A 25,184-nucleotide genomic window follows, 5' to 3' on the forward strand; every position below is an offset into this window, starting at 1 on the left:
GCGCTATAATAAAGCATTATAAATATTAATATAAGTACGCACATTTTCATGACATAGTCACAAAAATGAGACCTTGGAGGAAGACCTATGGCTAGACATCTGTATGATCAAATAGACGTTTCAACAGACACCATCGAAAAAATCTGTCCGCTGACCTTAGCTCAAGATGTGATTGCAGGACGTTGGAAAATTATCATTTTATCGCATTTGCATGAGCATGGAGTGATTCGGTTTAACGAATTACTGCGTATGGTACCAGGCGTATCAAAAGGTATTCTGACGCGTCAACTGCGCGAACTTGAAGAGGATGGGCTTGTACACCGGGAAGTATATAAGGTTGTTCCCCCGAAAGTAGAGTATTCATTGACCGGGCAAGGCAAACAATTTCAGCCTGTACTAGAAGCTATGCATGTATGGGGGAAAATGATTTTACAAGATAAACAAACGCTAGTATAAACATGTAAAAAGTCACTGTGCCAGTTAGGAGTCGCTATTGTAGCGGCTTTTTTTGGTTGCATCCCGCATTTCCTTCCAGCACATCCGAATAAAATTACATTATTTATGTATTTTAAGACCGTCAAAGAGGATTGACACCGCACGGGAAGGGTATAGCTTGCTGTCTCCAGATGCCTGAAGAATACCGATAAAAATGATTTTAATATCTTCTATCTCAACGTCACTTCTCACATAACCTTCCTGTTGTGCACGGACAAGTAATTTTTCAATACCGCTCCAGTATTCTGATGCAAGCTCTGACCGTCCTATGTCTACATGAAGATTTCCAATAAGGGCATCCGTAATTGCTTTATTAGAAATGCCTTCACGAATAATTTTATCAAGGTAGGAAAAGAATGCTTCACCGGGTTCTTCATGATTGATTAACTGATTTGCCTCTTCAATAAGGCGGGATTTGTGGCTAATCATAACAGCCTCAAACAACTTTTGTTTATTTGGAAAATGACGATATACTGTTCCAACACCAACACCTGCATGCTTTGCAATTTCATCCATAGAAACGGAAATACCTTGGGTTGTGAAGACCTTTTGAGCAATTTCGAGTAAAATATCCCGGTTTCGCCGGGCATCTTTACGTATCCCCTTCTTTGAAGTCTCATTACCTTCATTAGAATTAGACATGTAGAATGAACACCTCACTTTATCCAATAGTATAGCATGTCAGGTGGGTTTGACAAACGGAGGGGTGGTTCCGTATAATCTTAAACGGAACCACCCCTCCGTTTATTCCAAAGGAATATGAATCTAGAGAGGGCTCAAAATTAATTGTATTCTAAGGAGGAAACTACTTATGTCTAATTCAAGCAACAAAAGCGCGCTGTTGGTAATGGATATGCAAAACAGTATTGTTTCACGTTATGTAGATAACGACAAGGTTCTATCCCCATTTCAGCAGTCTATTGCGTTTGCACGTGATCAAGGAATTCCTGTTATTTACGTAAAAGTGGCTTTCCGTGCTGGTTTTCCTGAAATTAATCCCAGTAACAAAATGTTTGGAAACACACGTAATCGGGCAGGATCAATGACAATACCAGAAGAGATGACACAGATTCACCAATCAGTTGAACCCAGAGCGGAAGAGATAATTGTGAACAAACTTCGAGTGAGTGCATTCACGGGTAGCGACCTTGATGTGATTCTCAGATCCAACCATATCGACACACTTATACTTAGCGGTATTGCCACTAGCGGAGTTATTCTGTCGACATTAAGAGAAGCAGCAGATAAGGATTATACTATTAAGGTTTTATCCGATGCTTGTATTGATCCGGATCCAGAGACTCACCGTGTTCTTATCGAGAAGGTATTCCCAGCTCAAGCTGAAGTAGTTACAGTTGATGAGTGGATTATCTCGCAAAGTCATAGTTAGAAAAAAAGGATGATACCACGCCCAAAATTACCGTGGTAAAAGGATTCAAAAGGATTCCTCTTCAGTATAGATGCGAAGAATTATGTGATGACAACATAGGTAACTCGTTATTAAATTGCTGATCGGTTATAATGAGATCGCAAGGCAAGAGACCAATCACATAAATTCTCTGATAAGGAGTTCGAAACATGAAGTTTCAGCGTGCACGATCCGAAGAACAGAAACAAGATCGCATTCAAGAAATCCTTAATGCATCATCTATTATCTACGATACTGCGGGTTATGAAGGATTAAATTTCACTGCTATTTCAGAATATACAAAATTCACGAGGCCCAATCTATATAAATATTTTAAAACAAAAGAAGAAATTATATTATTAATCTTAAATCAGGATCTCAAGTCTTGGATAGCTAAGCTAAGTAAATCTTTTGTAATCAACAAGCTGTATTCTATCCAAGAGATAGGTGAAATATGGACCGAAACTTTAATGGAGTATGAACGACTTATAGAATTGCATGCCATCCTATATACGACTATTGAAAAAAATGTCACTGTGGAAGCACTTGCTGAATTCGAGAAAGCTTCAATTGAAAATAATGAAATGATTAGCAGCTTAGTACGTCAGCTTTTTCCAAAGGCAGATATGGAGAACATAGCGAACTTTATCTATGCCGCTTTTACATTAGCTTTTGGCTTATATCCAATGTGTAAGTTAAGCGATTTACAGATAGAAGCAATCAAATTATCCGGTTCAATTTATACTCCGCCTGATTTCAAGAAAACCTATCTTGCATCCCTCTATCAATTAATGTACTGCCTGGAACATTCAATCCAAATAAAGTAACCTGAATGATAAATTGAATCCAATTGGCCAGTTAGAAGTCGCTATTGTAGCGGCTTTTTTTGGTTGTATTTCGCATTCACCTTCAGTACATCCGATAAAGAACACGAATTTAATTGACTTCGTGTAATTTAAAATGTATATTAAGTTACATGAAGTAATTTATAAATAGTGTTGACTGTTTCTAAAGACAGAATAGCATTGCAAGTTCAATTAAAGGAGTCGATGAAATATGAAAGTAACATAATTCGGCGCATTCATCCCAATGTGAAGATAATCAGAGCGATCTAACGATATTTCGTTGTTTATGTTTGATCAGATTTCAATTCGAGGCTTCGTACGTAAACTCAAGGAGGACAACTTTATGTCACTGCAAACAATTCAAGCAAAAATGGATTTGAAAGAACTGGTGGATATGTACGCAATATTAACGGATGAAAAGCGAATTTCCGATCAAATGCTATTATTTACACCAGACGCGAAATTCAAGGTCTATATGGGTGAGCAATTGGTATCTGATGTAACTGGAACGGTGCAATTGGAACAGGATTTTAATGGTCATGTTGGCTTTGTAAAACGTTATTTCTCCATGAACGGACAGCATGTTGTAAGCGTTGAGGGAGACAATGCGACAGGTATTCTTTTCTCTCAGATGAAAATGCTCCGGGATGAAGAGGGTAGGGAAGTTATAACCGATTACAGCGTTCAATATAATGATGTTTACGTACGTCAAAACGAGAAGTGGCTCATCAAAGAGCGCACCTCCAAATACATTTTCATTCAAGCTAAGGGATAAAGTAAAACGAAATCATTAAATAATAAAATGGGCTGCTGCAGTCTATGACAAATAGGACAGTATAGTACTTGTAATTCGAGTATTATACTGTTTTTTTATTAAGCTTATGGTTGACTTTGTACTTAGTCCTTACTTTATAATTTTGAAATATGATGCAAGACATTTCTTGACGAAATTATATCGCAGAGCGCTCGCATCTAGCAGAATCTCGAACCATTATCAGAGAAGAGGTTAAATATTATGGAATTTTATAATGAAAGCAGTTTTTTTGATCTTCCACATAAACGAATGGTAGATGATGTCATGGAGAGAAACGGACCTGCTACTGAAGAATCTTTCACTCCGTTCAATGGTTGTAATTTTATTATTGGGGAAATAATGAACGGTCCGAGATCCAGGTATCTAAGTTTAGATGAAATAAAGGAGAACATTGAGGAATTTCCAGTAGCTGACAAACCCGAGAACATAAACGAATCCGATCTTGTAAATTACTTGCGAAAAAAACTAACTGACTTAAAGAATAAAATAGATGCCTATCCTGTGGCAGACGAGGATGAAGAGATACAATCTCTAATGTACGATCCAGTTACTGGTGAGTCATTCACGCTATCAGATGTATACGTATCTCCTGAAATTGACAATGGTGATGAATAATGAGTGGGAAAATGAGTTTGAATAAACTTACTAAGCACTTGCTTTTAGAATATTGCATCTATTTTAGCCAAGGAAGTGGAATCCAAAAATCTTATTGCTATAAATATATCAAGAACGATTCCGATACCAATCGTGATAAATATACGGATAAAGATGCTCAAACCGTTGCAAAAGCTCAGTTAATGAAAGAAATATTCAGATTAGGTCAAGGTGGAAAGGGCGGAACAGGGAGAAAGCAAGATCCTGAGCTGGAAGAGAAAATCAATCATTTTGTACAGCATAATTCTAAAGACGCTTTGAGGAGTATATTGAATGTAGAGTTAAGGTTTGACAGGAGAAGAGATTATCTTTTTCAAATTCTGGACTCTTGTAATGAATACAATAGAGATCTTAGTCAAATAAACTGGGGTCTGGTACATAAGGAGTTAGCAATTCAACAAGAAATAATTAAGAAAGGACTGGAAGAAAAAGAAGAGCGCTATTATATGGTGTATATGCTTGAATTGGCCAAGCGACCCTACCCAGATCATTTAGTTGAACAGTTAATTGGATTCCATGCCACTATATTGTTGTCAATATTATTCGTAGATAGCTGTGATCCATTGCTAATGGATTGGCTACTCGATGATCCCGATGAACAAAACGATTATTCAGTTCTCCTGAGGAAGAAGAATTTCAGTGAGGAATCAATTGACTCTTTAAAAGAAGAGTACCGGCATGGGATTCCAGCAGATAAATACGCCGATTTATATTTCAGATATGTACAAAAAAACTATATGAAAATCCACATTTGCACTTCATATTTATTAGATAAATTCGGTTCTAACAAGCTGGATTTATGGGTTTCAGATACATCAGCTATCAAAAAAACAGCTACAGTGATGTTCGGACTAGAGCAACCAAAATTCGAACTGTTGTAAAAGCGATAACATAAGGATTATCGAGTTCTTCCGAATACTGTGATTTAACTTTAACATGCGGGGTTGTTCAATATGACAGATATTCTTTTTCAAGACAAACAGTTCGAGAAATCCGTCCTCACGCAAATAGACAGCTCTAAAGTACGATTAACGCTTGAAGACATTCAACAGATCAATGGAATTCTCATTACGCATAAAGATACATCAAAGGTGTATATCCCATGGTATGACGATACGTGGGAGCTGGATATTCCCATGCGTGATGATTCAAGCCTTCTTTCGGATGAGGATCATTATCCATGGAAGGTTCCGATGATTAGTCCGAATCTCAAGTTCAATGTCGCTATCACAGAGAACGGTCACTGGGAGCAAGATTTAAGACATTTTTCACATATAAAGGCACTGCATCTCTATGCGCCTACGTGTGATCTGAGGCTTCTCGGTGACTTCGCTAATCTTGAAGAGCTATACGTTGTGGATAGTCAAACTAGGGACTGGAGCTTCATCCAAAATTTAATAAATCTCCGTTTGCTCTTCCTCAGTACATGTGATGAAGATATTGACGCAAATCCAATTTGTGAACTATCAAAGAGCCATAATAGATTAAGCCATATAGGGGTGGAGTGCTGCATTGATGGTATTCCATTAGTTAATCCAGTAGCTGAATTCATAGAGCTTGGTGTAAACGCTTCGCTTTCAAATAGGAGCATGCGAGCGGAACTTTGCTGAAAGCTTGTCTATAGCCTTGAGCAATATAACGCAGGGTGTCTGATAAAATAATCTCTCAGGGAATGTACTATAGCACATACCCTGAGAGATTAAAGTGTTATTGCAACGTATTCAAGAGCGATGTTACTGGATCTATTCTTAAGAACCAAAAATAGTTTTTATATGCGGTTGTTGCAACCAATCCTTCAGCGAGGTCAGTTGGAGATCAGGGACAACCACGCGATCTTTCACGTCAAAATAGTTCAGAGAATGAATATTGGCTCCAATCCAACGATAAAAGCCTGCAATACCAGCTGCTTGATCTGCCCCCAGTACTGGAGAAAGTGCTGCTTCAAAATTATCATAGTTCAGGAAATTGAAGCTTATATCTTGTCCCAACGCTTGTGTAAAACGCTCGCCGAGTTCTGCACCAGTAAGTGCTTCTGAACCTGGAGCTAACAGCACTTGTCCTGCCAGCTCAGGATGGGTTAGCGCATAATAATGATATTGCGCTGCGTCTTCGGAGCTGATCCATGGGATCGGTTTATCTGCTGGTACAGGGTAGAAGAGCATCCCATTATTGATCAGACCCGGAATCAAGAAATTTTCCATATAAAGTGTGGGTTTTACCAAAATAGTTGGAATACCGCTTTGTTGTACGTACTCGATCAATTCTCGTTTAACATCCAACGTTTTGGTGTCGGTTGGCTGTTCTGGTAAAAATCCATTCGAATTCACAACGATCAATTTAACTTGAGCTTGTCGCGCAGCTTCAACGGCATTCGTAATTTGTTGCTTCATTAGAGCAGTGTCATACTCGATTGGCATATTCAAGAAGACTTTATCTACACCGTTGTTAACTTCATTCAACGTTTCTGGTACAGACAGATCACCAACAAATGCCTCTATACCTTGCTCTTTTAAAGCAGCTACATTTTTGTCATGACGTGTAATGGTGCGAACAGCTACCCCTTTTGAAGTCAACAATCTTGCTACGGCTCCACCTTGTACCCCTGACGCTCCATAGACTAATATCGTTTCCATATATACAACAGCTCCTTATAGTTACATTCATTTGTTCAGTATCAAACTAAATGTTATATTTATAATAACTAACCCACAAACTTTATGTAAGTACGCACATTCGGGATATCAGGTATCTCTTGTGATACTTTTGGAGGTAAACTTATGGAGATCGAACCATTGGAAAATTGCAGTACTTGTCCGGTTGAATTTGCAGTCAACGCAATCGGCGGCAAGTGGAAAATTCTGATTTTGTACCATTTATTGAATAAAGATATTATACGGTTTAACGAACTACAAAGATCGCTCTCCACGGTGACGCACCGCACACTTACGCGTCAATTGCGTGAGCTTGAAGAAGGTGGGCTAGTGAACCGCGTTGCTTATGCTGAAATGCCTCCTCGTGTCGAATACTCACTAACAGATAAAGGACATAGTCTCACCCCCATTTTGTTACAATTGCAAAACTGGGGTCTACAGCATATGTAAGCACCTTGAACACAGAAATACCATTAAAGTCGCTGTAATAGCGGCTTTTCCTATTATAAGAAGATTATTTACAATTAAGCCATGTTGTCTCCGTCGAATAGCTATTCATTCATAGTTAAAGTGTAAACCAAGTATAATAAGGCTTTAAGAAAAATGATCTAAAAGGGGATAAAAATGATAAAGGATCGATTTAAATTTATAGTCTTTATTTTAGTTATGCTGGTAATTGTAAGTGGTTGTAAAAATATTTCACAACAACAAGAGAGCAAAAGAGAGGAAGATGCTATTAAGACCTAGAGGAATGCTAATTAAGGCAGCGATCCATGGATCCTCGTGGGCTCCCGTAGACATGACTGAAGGACATACAAAGTGCCTATCATTGTTGATGGCTGTTCCTTAAACATCTTGACTTCTTCTAACGTAGGCAAGGCTGCAACAGCTCCGACACGATTTGCAAATGCTGCAAATTCCTGTAGCCGTTGTGCATCGGAGTTGAACTCTTTTGGCTGTCAACTGGGTTCCCCATAGGTTACTATTTTACCCGATTAGGCGGTTCTCAATATTACGAATTTTTTTGAGTATTCATTTGTTGAAACTCAATATAAGGTTTATAAGCCGACAAGCTCTATTGGCAGGGTTGTCGGCATTTTTTTATGGTGAATTTATATTAAAGAAGTTCTTTGTTGTTACAGGTGCACACATCATTTTGTATTCACCTATTGACAAAATGTAATCACTTAGTTACATTTAGAATGTAATCATATCATTACATAAAGAAAGGAGTAAGTTACTTTGATAAGAAATCGGATTAAAGTATTGAGAGCTGAGCGTGATTGGACACAAGCAGATTTAGCTGAAAAGGTTGCTATTTCCAGGCAAGCGGTTGTCTCAATCGAAAAGTATAAGTATACACCATCGCTTGAATTAGCTTTTAACATTGCAAATGCTTTTGGTCTTTCAGTGCATGATGTATTTGAACAGGAGGAGAAGGGTGATGAGTAAATTGATTGTGCTATTATTAATAATAATTGTAGGTGGTTCTCATTTGTATTTAAATATCTATAAGGCAAAAAAACAAATAGACTATAGAAATGACGAGCGCTGGCAAGCTATTCAAATTAAAACAAATGCGATCGGGTCAAGGTATAATGACTTTTTGGTGTTAGGTATTGCAGTCGGCTTAGTAGTATCACTATTCGTTGAGTATAAAATTAATATAAGCTTTGACGAGATACTTATTTATTCCTTTCTGGCCTTGTCGTTTCAAAAAGTAGTTGAGATGATAGCGATAAGCATCTACAATTCGAAAATGTAATTTTAAATTTATGGAGGAATAGAATAATATTATTATGAAACCTAAATAATCTTGAACGAAGGTGTTACCGAATTAATAGATTGGACCACCTGAAGACTATGATGGAGTCATGTGAACGAGCCTTTTCAACGGAATAATTTAGCGATCGGGGGGACGGATACTGAAAGCGTGTAGACCGGTTCCTCGATGGCATCATTTATTTGGATGGCGCAAGGCTAAATATTGTAATGACTCGGGGCTGTTATACTAGCACCGTGCTGGCAGCTTATGATTATGCTGGCATAAACTCGTAAGGCGTTAGACCTTGGATACAAACGAGGTAGCTGAACATTAGAAGGCAATAGGACCAAGTTCTTGTCCTCCGACAACAATTACGTAAAATAATGTTATGACAAATAAGTATCCAACCCAACTACATATGTACAAAATACGGGTTTTGTGAAGAAGTAGTAAGTAAACAATCCGGATCAGGCTGATTTAAGCTGATTTATAGCCTAATCCGGATATTTCAGCATTCTGCATATTATGTAATTTAAGTGCTCTATATCTTTCTTTTATGTATCGTTTATTTAGTTTTGATTATGTTGTTGTTTGTATGTTGTTACTTATGTTTCTACTTGTAATGAAATTTGAATCCATTAATGATCTTTGAATCCATATTTGCAAAACTACATCCAAATCCCAGATTGCCGGTTTAACTGACCGCTCAATTAAAATCCATCATCCAATATTAATTTGCACAATTTTACCATATATTATCCTTTACTGACTTTTAGTTCTCTTTAAGCTTCTTCATCAAAGCCAGAATCCGGTTGTTTTTCGTCTCATCCTTTTTGGCCAATTCGATGTGATTGAGCTGCTCCCGCTTGATATAATCAGGCTGACCCAGGAACTGCTCCAGAAGCTGGTGTTCCTCCAGAATTGTTAATAGGTTATCCGGTACGGTTAAACTACGCTTTTCCTCACATTTCGTTAAAATAACATGAAGCTGATCGCCAATCTCTTTACGCACTTCCCGGCGGATAAATTCATTATATACCAAATAATGCCCATTTTTTGACGGCAGCAAGGTATGCTCGAACTTGTGACCATCCACGGTGATGTGTACGGGCACCTTACCGCTGGTGCTGAAACATTCCTGAACGGAATATGGGAAATAAATCACTTTCCATTTCATTTTACCTTCGAGCATCTTAATCTCACTGTCAAATTCAAAGTTCATGATTAGCAGCACTCCTTATTATAAAAAAGCTGAATTTGATTCTTCGATCAGCAGTATATCCAAGTAATGGGATTACGACTATATTCTAGCCTCAAGAATAAAATCCCTGCTTGCACTCTACTCTGCTATTGGCAGATTTGTGAATCTCCAAGGCTGCAGGATAAACTTGGATCTCATTCTTCATAAACATGGATAAATATAACTTTATTATTTTATAGCCCCCGGGAAATCTTTCATTTTACATGGATAAATATGCTATTAGATAAACTACCCACCTTCTGATCTGTACAAAATATAAAGGCAGCCTCTGCTTATGAGCATCAGCTGCCTCCTCATCATATGAGCACTGTTAATTCATTCGCCTCTCCCTGCTTATCCGTCCAGTAATCTAAAATTACTCATCATCATCCGGAAGACTACCTTAATTATTCCGCCCATAGTAAAGCTTCAGATTGGTCACATCCACCAGATACAGGATATCAATTCCTTTGGGACTACGGTCCACTGCAAGCCGCTCAATCGGGATGCCCGGAGCAAGCGAGGTTTCAGCCCAGCTGCCGCCAGTATTTACTGCCATGAAGGCGCGGTCTGTTCCGCTGCTTTTTACATAATAGATTCTTGCCGCATTACCTGCCCAAGTTACATCTATAGCTGCATTGGTAGGGGCTGCGTTAAAGACCGTCTGCAGGTTCCAGCCGGAAGCATCGTAAGTGGCCAGTTTGACTGCAAAGCTTGCACTGCCCACTTCACGGTAACGGTAAGCGATTACTGGCCGATTGGCGGAATCAATAGTCATTTTTGCGCTTTGAACGCCTGGACCGCCCGGATCGCTGCCGCTCTGTACATAGGCTTCACCAGGAGCCAAAGGCTGCACAATGTCTGCCGTAGTCAGAGTTACCGGAGTTGTTACCACTGTTCCATCTGCTTTGGTAAATTCGTCCATAGCCGGACTATATTTTAAATAGGATAGCTGATGACGCAGCGGACTGGCGGCAAAATGTGCCCATTCAAACAAAATGTGCAAATCTCCATTTGAATCAAATACCAGGTCATCCGGATAGGCAGACCGGTTCAGATGTGTAGCAATCACTTTGACCTGAGTCCATACGGAATCGGCATTGTTCCAGCGGAAAAGCACTGTGTCTCTTTTGCCGGCCGGATCTTTATCTGCCCGTACCATTAAATACAAGTCCCCGTTTGGAGCGGTCGTCACCACCGGATAGGTTACGGTCATGCCCTGAGGCAGTTCATCCGAGTGATTCTGTGGAATGCCGCCGACCGTATCTGAGCGGTAATACCGCCAGGCATTGCTGTGCATGGAAGCAAACACATGAAACCGGCCGCTGCCGTCTCTGGCCATTGATGGCTGATTATGACCAAGATCGTCAAGGTACTCTGCAGGTGCAGCCCCGTCCATAAGCGGAAGCTTGCTCCAATTCCCGTCATTGTCCCGTCTCGCAATAGCTACCGTGTGCTTACCCGGAATAGATCCCGGAGCATTATAAGCCATATAAGCATATTCAAACCCCAGCCCGTACGTAGCAAGCGGTGACCACCACCCGGCCTGATTGCTCGAATCCATCGGAAAAGGAACCGCCTCCAGCACCGGAGCGGCATTACCCGCTCCCGCCGGCACCAGAGTCAGCATTGCCATTATAACGGCCGCCACCTTCCATTTTTTCATTTTGTTCAAAACTTCCGCCTCCCTCATTTAAATACATAGAAGACATTGCAGGTACGTCTTATTTACTCCCGCATAATGTAAACGCATTCAAAACAATTTGTCAACTCCTCCTTTTATCTGAATATTCAAATCCCGCAGCCCAAAGATAGCACGCCGCAAGCGGAAATGTTACTGTACTTTTGCAAGATTGCTGTACATACAGGAGCTTTTGGACAAAAAAAGAAAAGCCCGGAATCCGGACTTTGATTAATTATGAGTAGTATACCTTAGATGTTTCTAAAGGGGAGAAGCATACGTTTCTAAAGCATTAATCGTCATATCTAAAATATCCAGGTACTGTTTGCGGCTGCGGGCTCCGCGGATAAAAGAGGTATCCATCCCTGCTTTGCGCAGTTTCTCGATCCAATCCAGCGCTGCCTCACGTCCCATTCCTTGCTGCAGCATTCCATAATACATATACACCAGCTCATTACTTACATTTGTATTAAAAACCATTGGATCATCCGAGTTTACATTGACCAGCACATTCTCCAGTGCAGAATTACCGGCAGACTGCAGTTTAAAAAGTTGATTCCCAAACACGGAGTCAATTTCTCCGATCGCTTCATTCGATGAGGGATTAACCTCAATAACAATGCCGCTCACAGAGACCTTGTGAATCAGATAATTTTGCATATCGCTCATCATCATCTGTTCAATTTCATCGGTCATTACATAAATGGGCTCTTCCATTTTCAGCAAGGTTTCCTCCTGATGATAGGCTGCATACAGCTTGTCCTGCAGTTTCATTGTGCGCTCGTAATCCTCAGGATTCCTCTTCTTTTCTCTTTCCTGTTGAAGCTTCGTCACCTCTGCTGTGCGCCTTTTAAATCTGCGTTCATAAACGTCATATAATATTGAACTACGTAAATCGCCTGCAGACACAACTTGTTCAAACAACTTTAAAGCAATACGGTCAATCGTTCGCTCCAAATACACCAGGGTCTCTGTCTGCAGTTTGGCTGTATAACTATAAACTCCCCAAATCCAGAGCAAATTGTCCAAGTATTCTCCACGGGGCATAATGACCAGCGGGTTATGCCGTACCCACTCCGGAATATCTACACCTAGCGCGATACCGTGCCCGATCCGGTCTCCGGCATGAAGCTTGCAGTAGCGTATGACTTCATCAATACGGCGAAGACCGGAAATAAGGTGCCGAAAGTCCTCGCCCGCATGAAAAGTAAAGAACAAACTTTGCCGGGGTAAAATATTCCCTTCCGGATCGACGATGCGCAGAGCATCATATTTACTGTCCCGTGCTTCCTCAAACACTGGAGCAAACACCTGCACAGGTGTGTTGTTCTCAAGACTAGCCGCATCCAGACCGACAATAAAGTTTGTAGCCATCGGTATGACTCTGCGAAGCTCCTGCAAATGTTGTACCTGCTTAATATACTGCTCCTGTAAATCGCCGAAGTGCAGCGCTTTTTTCAGCGTATGGTCCCGTTCCCCATCATACTGCCATAAATCCTTATTTGAATTATCTGGCTGCTTAATAAGATGGTATACGATACCAAGCATGGGAAAGTCTACTTGCGGATCATCCTTGACCTTATAATCCTCCTGAAGTACCTCACGGTAAGAGCTTAATATTTCGTACAAAGTCTGCTTATTTGTCTGCAGCTTGTTTTTTATTGAGATACGCAGTTCTACTTTTTTCAGGTAACGGTTTTGGAATAAGGTTCGCAGCATTGTTTTAAAATAGTCCCTATTTTTGGTAATCCCGTCTGTCGCCCGGTCAAAATACCCCCGAAAGAAATCAAGCCCGTGCATAACGGTCGGCTGGGTAACCTGCTGGTAAAATTCGTTCTTAATGGATACGTAAATAAAAAAAGTACGGAAAAATTGTTCGAAATTCTCATTAAACAAAGGCGATTTCTCGATAAGCTGTTTATACGATATAACCAGATGCAAAAAAATATTTTCCCCGTAAGTTTTAATACCACCGTGACTTTTGAAAATATTGAAAATAAAATCTGACGGTTCCGGATCCCCTACATCTATATAAGCAATCCTGACTCGTTCTATGGCGCTTAACAATTCTTCCGGTTTCGCAAATTCACAGCTCTTATCTCTGATTAAGCTCCATAATAGCTCTAGGGTCTGAGTATCCTTATCAAAGCTATTTTTCAGCCAGCTAAAAAACGTTGGATGTTCATGTACCACCGCTTCCGTCTGGCAATTCTCAATATGGTTTCTGTAAACCTGTTCTTTCAGATAGATAGTCATCACTAACCGGAGAAGCCTGGCCGTCAGAATGTAGGACTCTACATTGTGTTTTGAGGTGGCAAGATGATTGGGCAGAAACTTCTGCAAATATCCCGCTCCAATACGGCCGTTCATAACCGTCTGCCACAGGATAGAGAAATTAAATGCAGCCGAAGCATGAATATGATTCTCTGCCACTCCCCGGCGCAAGATGTCATCCAGCGCTGCATCCGCCAGATTGACATGCTGATAGAACTCATGAAGCTGAATAGGATCGTGCAGCCCGTTTTTTATAAAATGCAGCATAATAATCAGGTCAAGCGGGATAAAGCGGCTTATTGCATGAAAAAAATGGACCTTATCCTGTCCCTTGTATTGATCCATAAAGTCAATGAACTTCCACTGCTTGTCTTGATTGATATCGTTCTTCCAATACTTGAACACCACATCTCCGTCACGGTAAGAGATAAGGGCATCACCGAATTCCTCCAGGATGTGAAAATAGTGCAGATATATCTTCTTCTCTATGGGAGGTGGATTCTTGGAGGCTTTAAACCGGAAACCTGATCGATCAGCTTCCTCATCGCTGCAAAGCATCGGGTAAAATTTTTGCATCAGCAAATTGATCTCATCCATACTTTTGGGACGTGCTTTCCGCAAAACCTCATTCTGAATCTCGATCCGAAGCTCCTTTTGAGCTTTTTGACGATCTGCTTTCCCCACTTCACTTTTCTCTTCTATGTAACCCAGAGCCGCCATTATTTTCTTCTGACCAAGGAAACTTAGATTCTGAAACGGGAAAAGGGAGATGTTTATGAGGAGATTGATTTTGTTAATCATTTGTAGGGTCTCCTGGATTCTCCTTTATCTCATTTCTTTTATCTTCCCACAGTATTTGATGCAAGCGCAATTTAGTATTATTTTGTTCAGCCAGTTCTTCAATTTCTAAATCTTCCAATTTCAAGTTATACCCTTTGATATCGGCCAGTGTCTTTGACTGGAATCTATTATGTGCTTCGTGTAGTTTTCGTTGAATAAATTTCTTTGCGTTTTCATAGGCATCCATCTTTGTCTCTACTTCATTGGCTCCTACATATTTAGCGTACTGATGTATTGTATAGCTTTCCTGTTCTGAAAATTCTTCATCTGAGAATCTGGACGCCTTTTTTAATTTAGGAAGAAAAGCAATAGCTTCTGGACGTCCATAGTAAACTTTATTATTTTGCGATAATTTTTCGATTGTTCTAAAGCCAAAGCTATATGTTGTAAAATTTATATGGCTTCTACTATAAAAAATCGGTTCAAATGCTGACTTAGCGTAATTGAATCGGGTATTGTTAATTCCTGCGGGAGCTTCCATAAAAATTCTTGCCTCTTTGTCATCAATGTCCTTCAGTTCAACTGACTTGTCATCACCAGAGAATTTAATTAGAATATCTTTTGCGAACTTTTTCATCCTATTCTCTAATGTTGAATAAATTGCATCAGGCACTTTGGCCGAATTACCACTATTTTTTTTATTACCATTAATTACACTTAGCGTATAACCAATATCAGTAGATTTCAGCTCGGACTTTTTAAGCACAACTGCTTTATTTTTAATAGCAATGGTGGAATTCAAAAACAATGACCGCTTTATTTGTAAATCAATGAACTCATTTAATCTGTTTTTTTGGTGCTCCATGTTAGTAGCAGGTTTTTTCAATTCATTTTGCTTTTTGTCAAGCACAGCGTCCCACTCGTTCATTAATAGTTTAAATTGACGTTCTGCAATAATAACTTCTGCTGTTTCCGCACATAATGAATCCAATAAGTTAAGACTAAAGTTTGCCAGCTTACTATTTATATCATCCTGATTTGAGTATGCTTGGTAATACAGTTTATCAAATATTGTTAACGCATTTTCCCCAGAGTTCCCTCGCTCCTGCCTTTTGAAACTCAACATCATTTCTTCTTGAAGTAAGAGTGTGTGAATCACACCAATAACATATTCGTCCTTTGCTTGAGCATCTTCAGAAGCCCATCTGCTTTTGTAATATAAATCTAGATTTATATTAGATATTAATTCGGATAACAATGCAGAAATTTCAGTATGAGCGAATATTGCCAGTGTCTCGACAAGAAAAAATAATCGGTAATCAGAATTCTGATTATATTTTAAATATCGTTCGTCTATAGCTTGACCTGAATTCCCTCTAATTTCGTTTGGCTTAAATAATAATTGATCCATTACTTCCTTTCGCCAAATAGAATAATGGATTTGATCATAATTTACCCTTGGTAATAAATATGTCACAAGTTCACCGATTACGTATAACGCTACTTTCAAATCATCAATTTCTTTAAACATTCCGTAAGGATAAATTAAATCATGCAACATAGCGTAATGAATAAACGAACTTTTCGCCTCACTCCCCCAAATTATAAATTTCCCGAAAACTAACTCTTGATGAAGCAGCAGTTTTGTATTTGATGAAATCAATGTATCGATAAATGCTTTGGCTAACTGAAAAAATTTGTCCGGATTATTTGCTTGTCCATTCTGCTTTGCCTTTATCAGTTGATTTAGATGATAATAAGCATTAACAATCCCTCTGGGCTTCTCATCAAAGATTATATAACTTCGCTTAATTGGCTTATTAATCGCTTTATTAGCTTCTTCATCCTGGTAACTGAATAAAGACCAATTACCAAACACGCATGTCAGCTGATCCAACAGTGTATTATTTCCAAAAGTAAAATAAGGGATTGTGTTCTCGTTCCACTTTACTAATTGATGACGACTCGCTGGTGGGATGATCTTCTTCAGATATTCATGAGCTAGATTTGTTTTCCGTTTTAGGATGGTCAGTTTCCCTTCTTTATCCGACTCCTGCTCACTATCCTTATCTAACACCTTCAACGATTCATAAGCGCCTAATCCAAGCTCTTTCAGCGGTTCATCCTGCAGCAAAGCCAATGTCAATGATTCAGTTAAAATCTCATAGTCGCCTGACAACACAGTTACAATATGCGGATGATTGGTATACTGTAAAAGCGCCTCCATAAGTTCACGGGTCTTGGAGGTTTTCAAGTCAATATCATCAATAAAAATATAAATCAATGCAACTTGGGATTTACATTCATCTATCCCTCTGTCACATTTATCACTTGGCTCATGAGTCATTAAAGCTTTTTTAACATGCACAATGGTATCTATAAGTATCATTAGCTTCTTTTTAAACTCGATATCAGGAATCAACAGCCGCTCTGACTTGCGGATATGGGTTGCAAGATCAGCATAATTCTGTCCTAACATGTCCCGATATTGCGGTTCAGTGTAAAGATGGTATTCAATAGTTTCATCTATAATCTGTTTGAGTGGATTATTAGGCTTCAATACACCGTTATTAAAATAGAAGCTCAAATCGTCAGGTACATTCATCTCATTCTTTAATAAATGTAGTTGTTTTAATAACTTCTTTCCCTCTTCACACAGCAGCCCGACAATCGACCCGATAATTTTCGTATTTTCACCAAAGTTATCCGGCTCAATTAGCGGAAGTAAGATATTCATGGTGTCTTTAGACAGATAATTCCGAAGCGTATAGAGCGCCGACGATTTACCAGTCCCCCGTGGACCAAAAATACCTACGGTATTATTGAAATCCTGTTTATCGTTTTCATAACAGCGACTTTGCTTTTTAAAAGCTTGCTTAGCAGCAGTCGACCGAATTTCCTTTAGCTGCTCCAATAAAAGATCGTAAGTTGGCATAATCTTATACACTTGCTCGCCTAGTGCTCTGGCACCGAGGATTACTTCCTCTTGACTCTCTGATATATTAGTATTCGAATTCATTTATTGATCTTTCCTTCCATTTTCAATTTATTTACCTTTACCGCAGGCTGCATCCATCTTTCTGTTCAACTCAACCAACTGCTCCAAAAAAGCAATGGTACCCTTGCGCGGATCCGGATCACGCGAAATAATCGGTGTGATCCCGCGGGCTCGCAAAAGTCGCTCCTGAATCGGATTAGGACTGGTCAGGAACATATATACAGGAGGACGTTCAACAGAGGAGTGAAAGGATTTCCATATCTTATCCAACTTATGAAGCAGCACCCGAATATTAATGTCGCTTAGACTGTGACCTAGGAACAGGATCGACTTGCCTAGAATGTCTGAACGAAACTTTATATCCAGCGGAGACTCAAAATCCAGCCGGTCAAAAAAGCTCGACTCGGTCAGGACGATCGTTGATTCATCTTTCGTCTCCATATCACCATGAAATTTAATAATTTGCGTATCGCATCCGCTGCTTTTGGCAATATCCTCTACGTTTGCAATTTTGTGATACTTAGTACATGGGGCATATTCTTCAAAAGCCATCTCTAATCCGTTGTCATAATTAGTCGTATAGATAATTGGGAATTTCAGCTGTACAAGCAATTCATGAACTTTAGAGGCTTTGACCATTTCCGAGCTGACCATCCACTTACTCTGGAATCTTTCCATCAGCGGAGTCATGGAACCTGTTTCTAATAGATAGTACTCAGCTAAAGCCAAGTAATCTTTGTTGCCCAGCTCCCAATAAATCTCTGGATCGAAGCTCAGCTCCTCGGCCAGCTGATTGATTAATTCTTCATATGTAGGAAGTGATAGATTACGGGATACCCCTGCTCCAGCGAACAAAATTGTATTTCCATTCTGAATACTTCGTGCAAGCTTATAGATATAACCATCACTCATCCTCAAATCGCTCCTTTTGACTGCAAATCTTTAAGAAACTTCTTTATCGCTTTTCTGCGCATTGAAGTTCTATTCTTATCCTCAGGTGACATCTCAGCAAAGGTTTCTTTATGACCTTTCGGAATAAACACTTGATCCCAGCCGAAGCCGTTATCTCCGCGCGTCTTTTTTGCCAGTTTTCCTTTGACTTCTCCCACAAACGTATGTATTTTCTTACCGTCGATGTAGCCTATATACGTTTTGGCAACTATTTTACGGTCATCTTCTACCAGCTTCATGAATTGTTCGGGTGTTAATTTACTCCAGATAATCTGTGTCAATCCGCCGGGAAGTTGTCCCCAATCTTTCAAGTGCAGACTCGTGTGCTCGACTAACAAAGGACGTTTAATTTTTTTGAAAGCCTCCATAGCTTTATGATGAATTAACTTGTCCATGTCCTCTGTTTGAATTTCGCTTGTCTCAACTATGTGATGTTTGAACTCAGGTTTAACTTTGCCGGAGAATTGTTGAGTAATCTCCACAAGTTCTCTATATTTATCCTCACTGCTGGTAACAAACCAAATTTCCTTCATGCATTTCCCGTCCCTCTCCTGATAAAAATTAACAATCTCACATTAGATTCTGTCTCGAATGTAATAATCCTGCTTTAGTTTGAAAAAAATGTCGTTTTCTGCCCGGATTTTCATCTAATCCCCCTACTTACGACCTATAAAACAAGACATGGGCATCATTACTGGCAGCCCATGTCTTGTTTTGAATAGATTAGATTAAATACTCAGAACATCTCCCCCACGCCCCAAAAGCTCCAGCGCCGTCTCCTCTGTCGTAACCAGCACATTCATATACCCGCCGCGCAGCGCACCCAGAATTCCAGGAACCTTCTCTTTGGATTCTGCAATACCGACAGACAGCCGCGCCTTCGCAATCTGCTCTAAAGTAATGGTAAGTGTTCTGCCATCCAGACTCGTGTTAACCGGAACCCCTTCACTGTTATAAAAGCGTGAGCAGATATCACCGGCTGCCAGGCCGCTTTCAAGCTCGCTAATAACAGCTTCGCCGTAAAACCCTCTCCAGGCTTCGCTCCCCTGAATTTCTGCGGACCCGATGCCAAATAGCGCGATGTCGATTGTGTCCCAATAGCCGGTGATTTGTTGAAAATATGGAGCCTGCATCAGCAGATCCTTAATCTCGCGATGCTCAGTAACCGCCGGTGCATCAATCATCAGGGAACGGGCACGCCACCTGGAGGCTGCCTGATAACAGAGCGTGTTCACATGGAACCGGCTTTCCAGCCGGCCTGAAGGGCCGCCCACCATCGGGAGAAACGTTATAAACGGCATATGGTCAGCTTGCATAGCCTCAACAACAGCGGCCAGACTGCTCCCCCAGGAGAAGCCGATAACATCCTTGGATTTAACCCTTTGCTGCAGCCAGCGGGCGCAGGCTTGACCCATTGCCTGTCTTTTCAGTTCCCCAGATTGACCGGGATCAACGGTAACTACAATCGCCTCCTGAAGCCCGAAACGCCGGCAAAGCTCCTGTTCCAAGGAGAACTGGTCTTCCGCCTCATCATGAATAGTAATGGTTACAATGCCTTCTTCCCGGACCCGCTTCAGCAGCCGGCTGATCGTAGTGCGGTAAATGCCCAGCACCTTTGAGATTTCACTCTGCGTCATATCCTGCTCATAATACATCCGGGCAATTCTAATTAGCAGCTTTCGCTCGTCCTTTAAGTTCATCGTATCGCCTCTACCCTTCTGAAATGCAATTGACAGATTCAAAGATCACTTATATAATCAACCCGCTCCATTTAGCACACTTTATATCATCCAGCACATATGTGCAACACTATTTTAACCTGGAGATGATTTCTTTGGACAAAGAACAGCTGCGTATGAAAGCGGCCCATGAGGCAATTAGCTACATACAAGAGAATACCGTTATTGGCCTTGGAGGCGGCAGTACGGTTGCCTGTTTGATCCGGCTCCTTCATCAATCCGGCAAGCAGGTTAAAGTAGTAACTCCCTCTGCTTCAACAACATCATTATGTATACAGTACGGCTTGCCTATACTACCATTAGCGTACGTGGAGCGGATCTCGGTTGCTTTTGACGGATGTGATGAGGTTGATGCCCGGTTCAGGGCCTTAAAAAGCGGTGGCGGCATACACACCAGAGAAAAACTGGTCGCGGGCATGGCGGAGCACTATATTTTACTAGTGGATGAGAGCAGGCTGGTGGAAAGTCTGACGTTCAGGCATCCGGTGGTGCTGGAGATTTTGCAGGAGGCATTAGGTTATGTACAGCATTCAGTTAGCTTGCTTGGAGGCACCGGTACAGTACGTACAAGTCCGGCAAAAGACGGCTATACGATTAGTGATAACGGACATCTGCTGCTTGATGTATCGTTCCCTGAATCAGACCGGCTGGACATTGAAGGGCTGCAGGACAATCTAAAAAGTATTAACGGCGTTATCGAAACCTCTCTCTTCATAAAGGAAGTAACCGGAGTGATTGTAGCAGGCGAGCACGGGGTCCGGACGATTTTTCGGGAAACATACGGCAAAATTAATTAAGAACGGAGGATTCAGATGAATCAGTTACAATGGGGAATCATCGGGCCGGGGGCTATTGCCGCAGAATTTGCAGAAGCACTTCTAAGTGTGGGTGGCTCTCTATATTCAGTATCATCTAGAACAACAGTTAAAGCAGAGGATTTTGCCAAACGCCATGGGGCTCTGAACGCTTACGGAGATCATCATGCAATGCTTGCGGACCCTGATCTCGATGTTGTCTACATTGCTACGCCACACAGCCATCATTACCAGTACATCAAGGACAGCCTTATAGCAGGAAAACATGTCTTCTGTGAAAAAGCGATCACCGTAAACAGCACGCAGCTGCGTGAACTGATGCATCTTGCTGAACAGAACCGGTTAATCCTGGCTGAAGCCATGACCATCTACCACATGCCGCTTTATCATAAGCTCCGTCAGCTGATCGATGAAGGTGTGATCGGCCGGCTGAAGATGATTCAGGTCTCGTTCGGGAGCCATAAGGAGTATGATGTGAACAACCGCTTTTTCAATAAAGAGCTTGCTGGAGGAGCACTGCTGGATATAGGTACCTATGCGCTTTCGTTTGCCCGGTATTTTCTCTCGGAGCAGCCGCAGGAGATTCTGACCACCGTTAAGACGTTTGAGACCGGAGTCGATGAGCAGTCAGGTATTCTTTTGCAGAATCATGCTGATGAAATGGCCGTTATATCGCTGACTATGCGGTCCAAAATGCCCAAGTGCGGAATTGTGGCCGGTGAGCTTGGCTTCATTACGGTAGACAATTTCCCCCGTGCCTCAAGTGCTGCCATTCAATATCTGGACGGGCGTCAGGAGCAGATTCAAGCCGGAGACAGCGCCAAAGCACTACAATATGAAATTACAGCAATGCATAGCCTTATTACAGGCAAGAGCAGCAATGAGACGCTCCCGCTCTCGCTGGATGTAATGGATATAATGACCTCGGTAAGAGCACAATGGGGCAATCAGTACAGCTTTGAATAATATGCACCACCCGGGTCATGCAAATGCAAGAAAGACGGTTGCCCCGCAAAGGGCAGCCGTCTCTTCATATCATCAGGATTTTCGCACAGACCGCACGAACCTCTCCAACGCTTCCGTGCTCGTAATGCTATGATTACAGGCAAGATTGTCCATGCAGACATACTGCCCCACAGAGGCGATGTTGTCCTGCGAGGCATGTACAGGCTTGGTTGACACCGAGAGAAAGGCAAGCTCCTGATGCCGGTTGCAGAACAGGCAGTATCCCTTCTTATTCACGGGTAGCAGCCTTCCTTCAATTCCAATGAACCGGCCTTCGTACGGATAGACAATGAACAGCTTATTGGCAGCGATATCTAACCAGCTCAGATAGGTGATGTACCGGAAATCTATAGTACTAAGATCAGGCACCTTCAGCTTCTTGGTCTTGGGAAAAAGCTTCTGGATCTGCTTAAGCGTAACGTCCGGATAAGGAACCATAAGCGGCTCCAGACTGTCAAGAAAACGCTGAAAGTCATAACCCGACTCAAAGACCGAAATCTGTTCCAGCAGCTGCCGCTGGTCCGCAGTCAATTCAGTAAAAGCATTAACCACCGTGTCAGCCGCAGTGTACCTCACCGTCTCCAGTACTCTACGGTCTGCAACTGTCCGCAGCGTGTTCTGCAGGAAATCCGCTTGCTTCTTAATGACGTTAAATTGATGGTTTCTAATAAATGGTGTATTCATAGGTTTTCGCCCCTTAGATATGATAGTTACTCTCATACCGGTGCAAAGCCTACTATTAGAAACGATAAAATCTAGTTTGGGCGACTGGCTTGTAACCTTTTATCGCACCCCACGCAAAGTATCGCCCCTGATCAGGCTTTGCATGAGGACAGCCTAGCTAATGAGCAATTCAATAATGCCATCGGGTTAACCCCCTATTCCGTTCACATGCCAAAAGTATAGCAGGAAAGCGGCATTCGCTCAATCACAGCAAACATGTCTACCGTTCATCCATCATTGCCAGCAGCTGCCCGTAGCGCTCCAAGGTAGCTGCATCCTCTACCCTGACTCCTGACTGATAAAAGACAATATCCCCGCTGGCGTTCTCCAGCAGCTCATTTTTGTCCAGTATCCGCTTCAGATTCCTCGCCGTGCCCAAGCTGCCTGAGATCAGATCAGTGCCTTCCGGGAACAGATCCCGTAGCACATCGGTGAAATAAGGGAAATGGGTGCAGCCTAGCACTACCGTACCATACTGGCATAGATCAAACCGCGACAATTCCTGCCGCAGATAGCTGCCGACTATCTCTTCATTAAACTGATGGCGCTCGGCGAACTCCACCAGACCCGGAAGCGCCAGACAATTAACGATATCCTGATGATCAAGCCGCTTGACCAGGTTATTGAACTTTTCTTCTTTTAACGTCAGATTGGTGGCCAGGACGAGCACCTTTTTGCGGTCAATCTCCCATTTCTGCACAGCCGGCTTCACCGCCGGTTCAATTCCGAGGATTGGAAAAGCATACCGCTCACGCAGCTCCTCAATAGCGACGCTGGTTGCTGTGTTGCAGGCGATGACAAGTGCCTTCACCTGCTGGTCGGCAATGAACTGAACGGCCTGAAATATATATTGTTTGACTTCTTCTTTTGTTTTCTCTCCGTAGGGGACATTCTGCGTATCTGCATAGAACAGGTAATCTTCATTCGGCAGAAGCTTCAAGGCCTGGTGCAGCACCGTAATTCCGCCGATTCCGGAGTCAAAAAAACCAATCCGCATAGTTTCACTCTTTTCGTGCTTGATAATTGCTTATCTATTTTACCACATGTGCCTTTGAATATTTGAAAAAAGACAGCCGTATTCGGCTGCCCCATAATTTATGCAAATTCGCGTAATATGTTCTGCTAAGGTGATAAAGTGTGCTGCTGTACCGCCCTGTTCTTATGTACAAGGATATTACACAGCACCAGGCTAAGGGCGACATATACAGCAATCATGCCGATAATCCCGATCCAGCCGAAATGCCCGTACAGCACACCGCCGCCGGTACCGCTTAGACTTGAGCCCACATAGTAGAAAAAGAGATACAGTGCATTAGCCTGCGATTTGTGTTCATCGGCAACAAGGCCAACCCAGCTGCTGGCAATGGAATGCCCGCCGAAGAAGCCGAAGGCGAACAGCGCCAGGCCGATGATTTTGACCCACAGATACGGATGCAATGTGCAGAGCGCACCGCTCAGAATGATCGCCAGCGCCAGGATGAGCACTCCGGTCCGTCCGTAGCGGTCAGCCAGCCTCCCCATCCAGGTGGAGCTGAAGGTCCCCATAAGATAGACGACAAAAATACTGCCGGCCAGCGACTGGCTCAAATTATACGGCGCACCCGTCAGCTCAAAGCCGATATAGTTGAACAGGGTGACAAAGCTGCCCATTAACAGGAATCCGAGGCCGTACAGACATAAAAGCCGCGGGTTACGGCATTGTGACCAGAGCAGCGGAATAACCCGGCTGAGCTTGCCGGGCTGCTTCACGAAATGGCGTGACGGAGGAATAACCATCCAGAATATGACGGCTGCTGCAAGTCCAAGCACACCGATTCCGCCGACGGCTGCACGCCAGCCGAACCAGTCGGTCAAGAGGCCGCTGATGATCCTCCCGGCCATGCCGCCGATCGAGTTGCCGCTGATATACAGCCCCATTGCATAGCCGAGGCTGGCCGGATCAATCTCTTCCACCAGATAAGTCATCGCAATAGCCGGAAGGCCGGCCAGCGCGATGCCCTGCACAATTCGCAGCAGCAGCAGCACCGGAAACTGCGGGCTGAAGGCAGAGAATACGGCGATTAGAGAAGCTGCAACCAGGGAAGCCGTCATGATGGCCCTGCGCCCTGCCGCATCGGAAACGGAGCCGATGAACAGCATGGTCAGCGCCATCGCGATGGTTGTAACCGACAGGGTAAGACTGGCTTTGGTAGGTGTAATGCCAAAGTCCCCGGTTATTTCCGGCATCAGCGGCTGCAGTGTATACAGCAGTGCAAAGGTAACAAAACCTCCGGCGAACAGGGCCAGGCTGATATTGCGGAATTGCGGTGAACCTTGCTGAATCTTCATGACGTCCAACCTTCTTCA

General features: G+C 42.1%; 24 protein-coding genes and 1 pseudogene. 13 read left to right on the forward strand and 12 right to left on the reverse strand.

The genetic code is table 11. The annotated features are described in order from the left end of the window. Positions 1 to 87 precede the first annotated feature (87 nt). Positions 88 to 456, forward strand: coding sequence for a winged helix-turn-helix transcriptional regulator (locus R70331_RS15720; RefSeq protein WP_042177076.1), 369 nt, complete (start codon positions 88 to 90; stop codon positions 454 to 456). A 99-nt stretch (positions 457 to 555) separates the two neighbouring features. Here the strand turns inward: R70331_RS15720 and R70331_RS15725 are convergent, their stop codons facing one another. Then, positions 556 to 1,137 (reverse strand): TetR/AcrR family transcriptional regulator, encoded by a 582-nt coding sequence (locus R70331_RS15725; protein WP_042177078.1) that lies wholly within the window; start codon positions 1,135 to 1,137, stop codon positions 556 to 558. Between the two features lie 169 nt (positions 1,138 to 1,306). On the opposite strand from R70331_RS15725, the gene R70331_RS15730 reads away from it, so the two are divergent. The 6 genes from R70331_RS15730 (at position 1,307) to R70331_RS15755 (ending at position 5,826) form a co-directional block, all read left to right on the forward strand. Then, a complete protein-coding gene (locus R70331_RS15730) occupies positions 1,307 to 1,885 on the forward strand; it encodes a cysteine hydrolase family protein (protein WP_042177079.1) in 579 nt (192 codons plus the stop codon). A 188-nt stretch (positions 1,886 to 2,073) separates the two neighbouring features. Continuing rightward, positions 2,074 to 2,730, forward strand: coding sequence for a TetR/AcrR family transcriptional regulator (locus tag R70331_RS15735; protein WP_042177081.1), 657 nt, complete (start codon positions 2,074 to 2,076; stop codon positions 2,728 to 2,730). A 361-nt stretch (positions 2,731 to 3,091) separates the two neighbouring features. Next, the gene (locus R70331_RS15740; RefSeq protein WP_042177083.1) at positions 3,092 to 3,523 is read left to right on the forward strand and encodes a nuclear transport factor 2 family protein; all 432 of its coding nucleotides are present in this window, start codon (positions 3,092 to 3,094) and stop codon (positions 3,521 to 3,523) included. A gap of 240 nt (positions 3,524 to 3,763) precedes the next feature. Continuing rightward, positions 3,764 to 4,177 (forward strand): hypothetical protein, encoded by a 414-nt coding sequence (locus tag R70331_RS15745; protein WP_042177085.1) that lies wholly within the window; start codon positions 3,764 to 3,766, stop codon positions 4,175 to 4,177. Next, a complete protein-coding gene (locus R70331_RS15750; RefSeq protein ID WP_042177087.1) occupies positions 4,177 to 5,097 on the forward strand; it encodes a hypothetical protein in 921 nt (306 codons plus the stop codon). The genes R70331_RS15745 and R70331_RS15750 overlap by 1 nt, the downstream gene beginning before the upstream one ends. A gap of 72 nt (positions 5,098 to 5,169) precedes the next feature. Beyond that, positions 5,170 to 5,826 (forward strand): hypothetical protein, encoded by a 657-nt coding sequence (locus R70331_RS15755; RefSeq protein ID WP_042177089.1) that lies wholly within the window; start codon positions 5,170 to 5,172, stop codon positions 5,824 to 5,826. A 138-nt stretch (positions 5,827 to 5,964) separates the two neighbouring features. Here the strand turns inward: R70331_RS15755 and R70331_RS15760 are convergent, their stop codons facing one another. After that, the gene (locus R70331_RS15760) at positions 5,965 to 6,849 is read right to left on the reverse strand and encodes an SDR family oxidoreductase (protein WP_042177091.1); all 885 of its coding nucleotides are present in this window, start codon (positions 6,847 to 6,849) and stop codon (positions 5,965 to 5,967) included. 144 nt (positions 6,850 to 6,993) lie between these two features. On the opposite strand from R70331_RS15760, the gene R70331_RS15765 reads away from it, so the two are divergent. The 4 genes and pseudogenes from R70331_RS15765 to R70331_RS32425 form a co-directional block, all read left to right on the forward strand. Next, positions 6,994 to 7,317, forward strand: a complete 324-nt coding sequence (locus R70331_RS15765; protein WP_042177092.1) for a winged helix-turn-helix transcriptional regulator — start codon at positions 6,994 to 6,996, stop codon at positions 7,315 to 7,317. Positions 7,318 to 8,109: 792 nt separating this feature from the next. Continuing rightward, positions 8,110 to 8,319 (forward strand): helix-turn-helix transcriptional regulator, encoded by a 210-nt coding sequence (locus R70331_RS15770; protein WP_042177094.1) that lies wholly within the window; start codon positions 8,110 to 8,112, stop codon positions 8,317 to 8,319. Next, positions 8,312 to 8,632: a hypothetical protein gene (locus tag R70331_RS15775; RefSeq protein WP_042177096.1), complete on the forward strand. Its 321-nt coding sequence runs from the start codon at positions 8,312 to 8,314 to the stop codon at positions 8,630 to 8,632. Before R70331_RS15770 ends, R70331_RS15775 begins: the two co-directional genes overlap by 8 nt. 179 nt (positions 8,633 to 8,811) lie before the next feature. Continuing rightward, a pseudogene (locus R70331_RS32425) lies at positions 8,812 to 8,925 on the forward strand (rhamnogalacturonan lyase family protein); the annotation flags it as partial. 479 nt (positions 8,926 to 9,404) lie between these two features. Here the strand turns inward: R70331_RS32425 and R70331_RS30530 are convergent. The 7 genes from R70331_RS30530 to R70331_RS15810 form a co-directional block, all read right to left on the reverse strand. Further along, positions 9,405 to 9,854, reverse strand: a complete 450-nt coding sequence (locus R70331_RS30530) for a YdeI/OmpD-associated family protein (protein ID WP_052419077.1) — start codon at positions 9,852 to 9,854, stop codon at positions 9,405 to 9,407. Positions 9,855 to 10,275: 421 nt separating this feature from the next. Beyond that, entirely contained in the window at positions 10,276 to 11,538 is a 1,263-nt protein-coding gene (locus R70331_RS15785) for a BNR-4 repeat-containing protein (protein WP_052419299.1), read from the reverse strand. A 276-nt stretch (positions 11,539 to 11,814) separates the two neighbouring features. Then, positions 11,815 to 14,628, reverse strand: coding sequence for an amidohydrolase family protein (locus R70331_RS15790; RefSeq protein ID WP_042177100.1), 2,814 nt, complete (start codon positions 14,626 to 14,628; stop codon positions 11,815 to 11,817). Continuing rightward, the gene (locus R70331_RS15795; protein ID WP_042177102.1) at positions 14,621 to 17,626 is read right to left on the reverse strand and encodes a hypothetical protein; all 3,006 of its coding nucleotides are present in this window, start codon (positions 17,624 to 17,626) and stop codon (positions 14,621 to 14,623) included. The genes R70331_RS15790 and R70331_RS15795 overlap by 8 nt, the downstream gene beginning before the upstream one ends. 27 nt (positions 17,627 to 17,653) lie before the next feature. Next, positions 17,654 to 18,517: an SIR2 family protein gene (locus R70331_RS15800; protein ID WP_042177104.1), complete on the reverse strand. Its 864-nt coding sequence runs from the start codon at positions 18,515 to 18,517 to the stop codon at positions 17,654 to 17,656. A 2-nt stretch (positions 18,518 to 18,519) separates the two neighbouring features. Next, the gene (locus R70331_RS15805) at positions 18,520 to 19,089 is read right to left on the reverse strand and encodes a non-canonical purine NTP pyrophosphatase (protein ID WP_042177106.1); all 570 of its coding nucleotides are present in this window, start codon (positions 19,087 to 19,089) and stop codon (positions 18,520 to 18,522) included. 195 nt (positions 19,090 to 19,284) lie between these two features. Further along, positions 19,285 to 20,256, reverse strand: coding sequence for a sugar-binding transcriptional regulator (locus R70331_RS15810; protein WP_042177108.1), 972 nt, complete (start codon positions 20,254 to 20,256; stop codon positions 19,285 to 19,287). A 134-nt stretch (positions 20,257 to 20,390) separates the two neighbouring features. Here R70331_RS15810 and rpiA point away from each other — a divergent pair, with 134 nt between their 5' ends. Together rpiA and R70331_RS15820 are read left to right on the forward strand one after the other, a co-directional pair. Then, positions 20,391 to 21,092 (forward strand): ribose 5-phosphate isomerase A, encoded by a 702-nt coding sequence (gene rpiA, locus R70331_RS15815; RefSeq protein WP_231576300.1) that lies wholly within the window; start codon positions 20,391 to 20,393, stop codon positions 21,090 to 21,092. Positions 21,093 to 21,107: 15 nt separating this feature from the next. Beyond that, positions 21,108 to 22,076, forward strand: a complete 969-nt coding sequence (locus tag R70331_RS15820; protein WP_042177109.1) for a Gfo/Idh/MocA family protein — start codon at positions 21,108 to 21,110, stop codon at positions 22,074 to 22,076. Between the two features lie 72 nt (positions 22,077 to 22,148). Here the strand turns inward: R70331_RS15820 and R70331_RS15825 are convergent, their stop codons facing one another. The 3 genes from R70331_RS15825 to R70331_RS15835 all read right to left on the reverse strand — a co-directional run bounded on the left by R70331_RS15825 (position 22,149) and on the right by R70331_RS15835 (position 25,166). Next, positions 22,149 to 22,799, reverse strand: a complete 651-nt coding sequence (locus tag R70331_RS15825; RefSeq protein WP_042177110.1) for a FusB/FusC family EF-G-binding protein — start codon at positions 22,797 to 22,799, stop codon at positions 22,149 to 22,151. Positions 22,800 to 23,058: 259 nt separating this feature from the next. Next, positions 23,059 to 23,835 carry a glutamate racemase gene (gene murI, locus R70331_RS15830; protein ID WP_042177112.1) on the reverse strand — a complete coding sequence of 259 codons (777 nt, stop codon included), beginning with the start codon at positions 23,833 to 23,835 and terminating at the stop codon, positions 23,059 to 23,061. A gap of 125 nt (positions 23,836 to 23,960) precedes the next feature. Then, the gene (locus R70331_RS15835) at positions 23,961 to 25,166 is read right to left on the reverse strand and encodes an MFS transporter (RefSeq protein WP_042177114.1); all 1,206 of its coding nucleotides are present in this window, start codon (positions 25,164 to 25,166) and stop codon (positions 23,961 to 23,963) included. Positions 25,167 to 25,184 lie beyond the last annotated feature (18 nt).

This window comes from Paenibacillus sp. FSL R7-0331 (assembly GCF_000758645.1).
Classification (GTDB): Bacteria; Bacillota; Bacilli; order Paenibacillales; family Paenibacillaceae; genus Paenibacillus_AQ; species Paenibacillus_AQ camerounensis.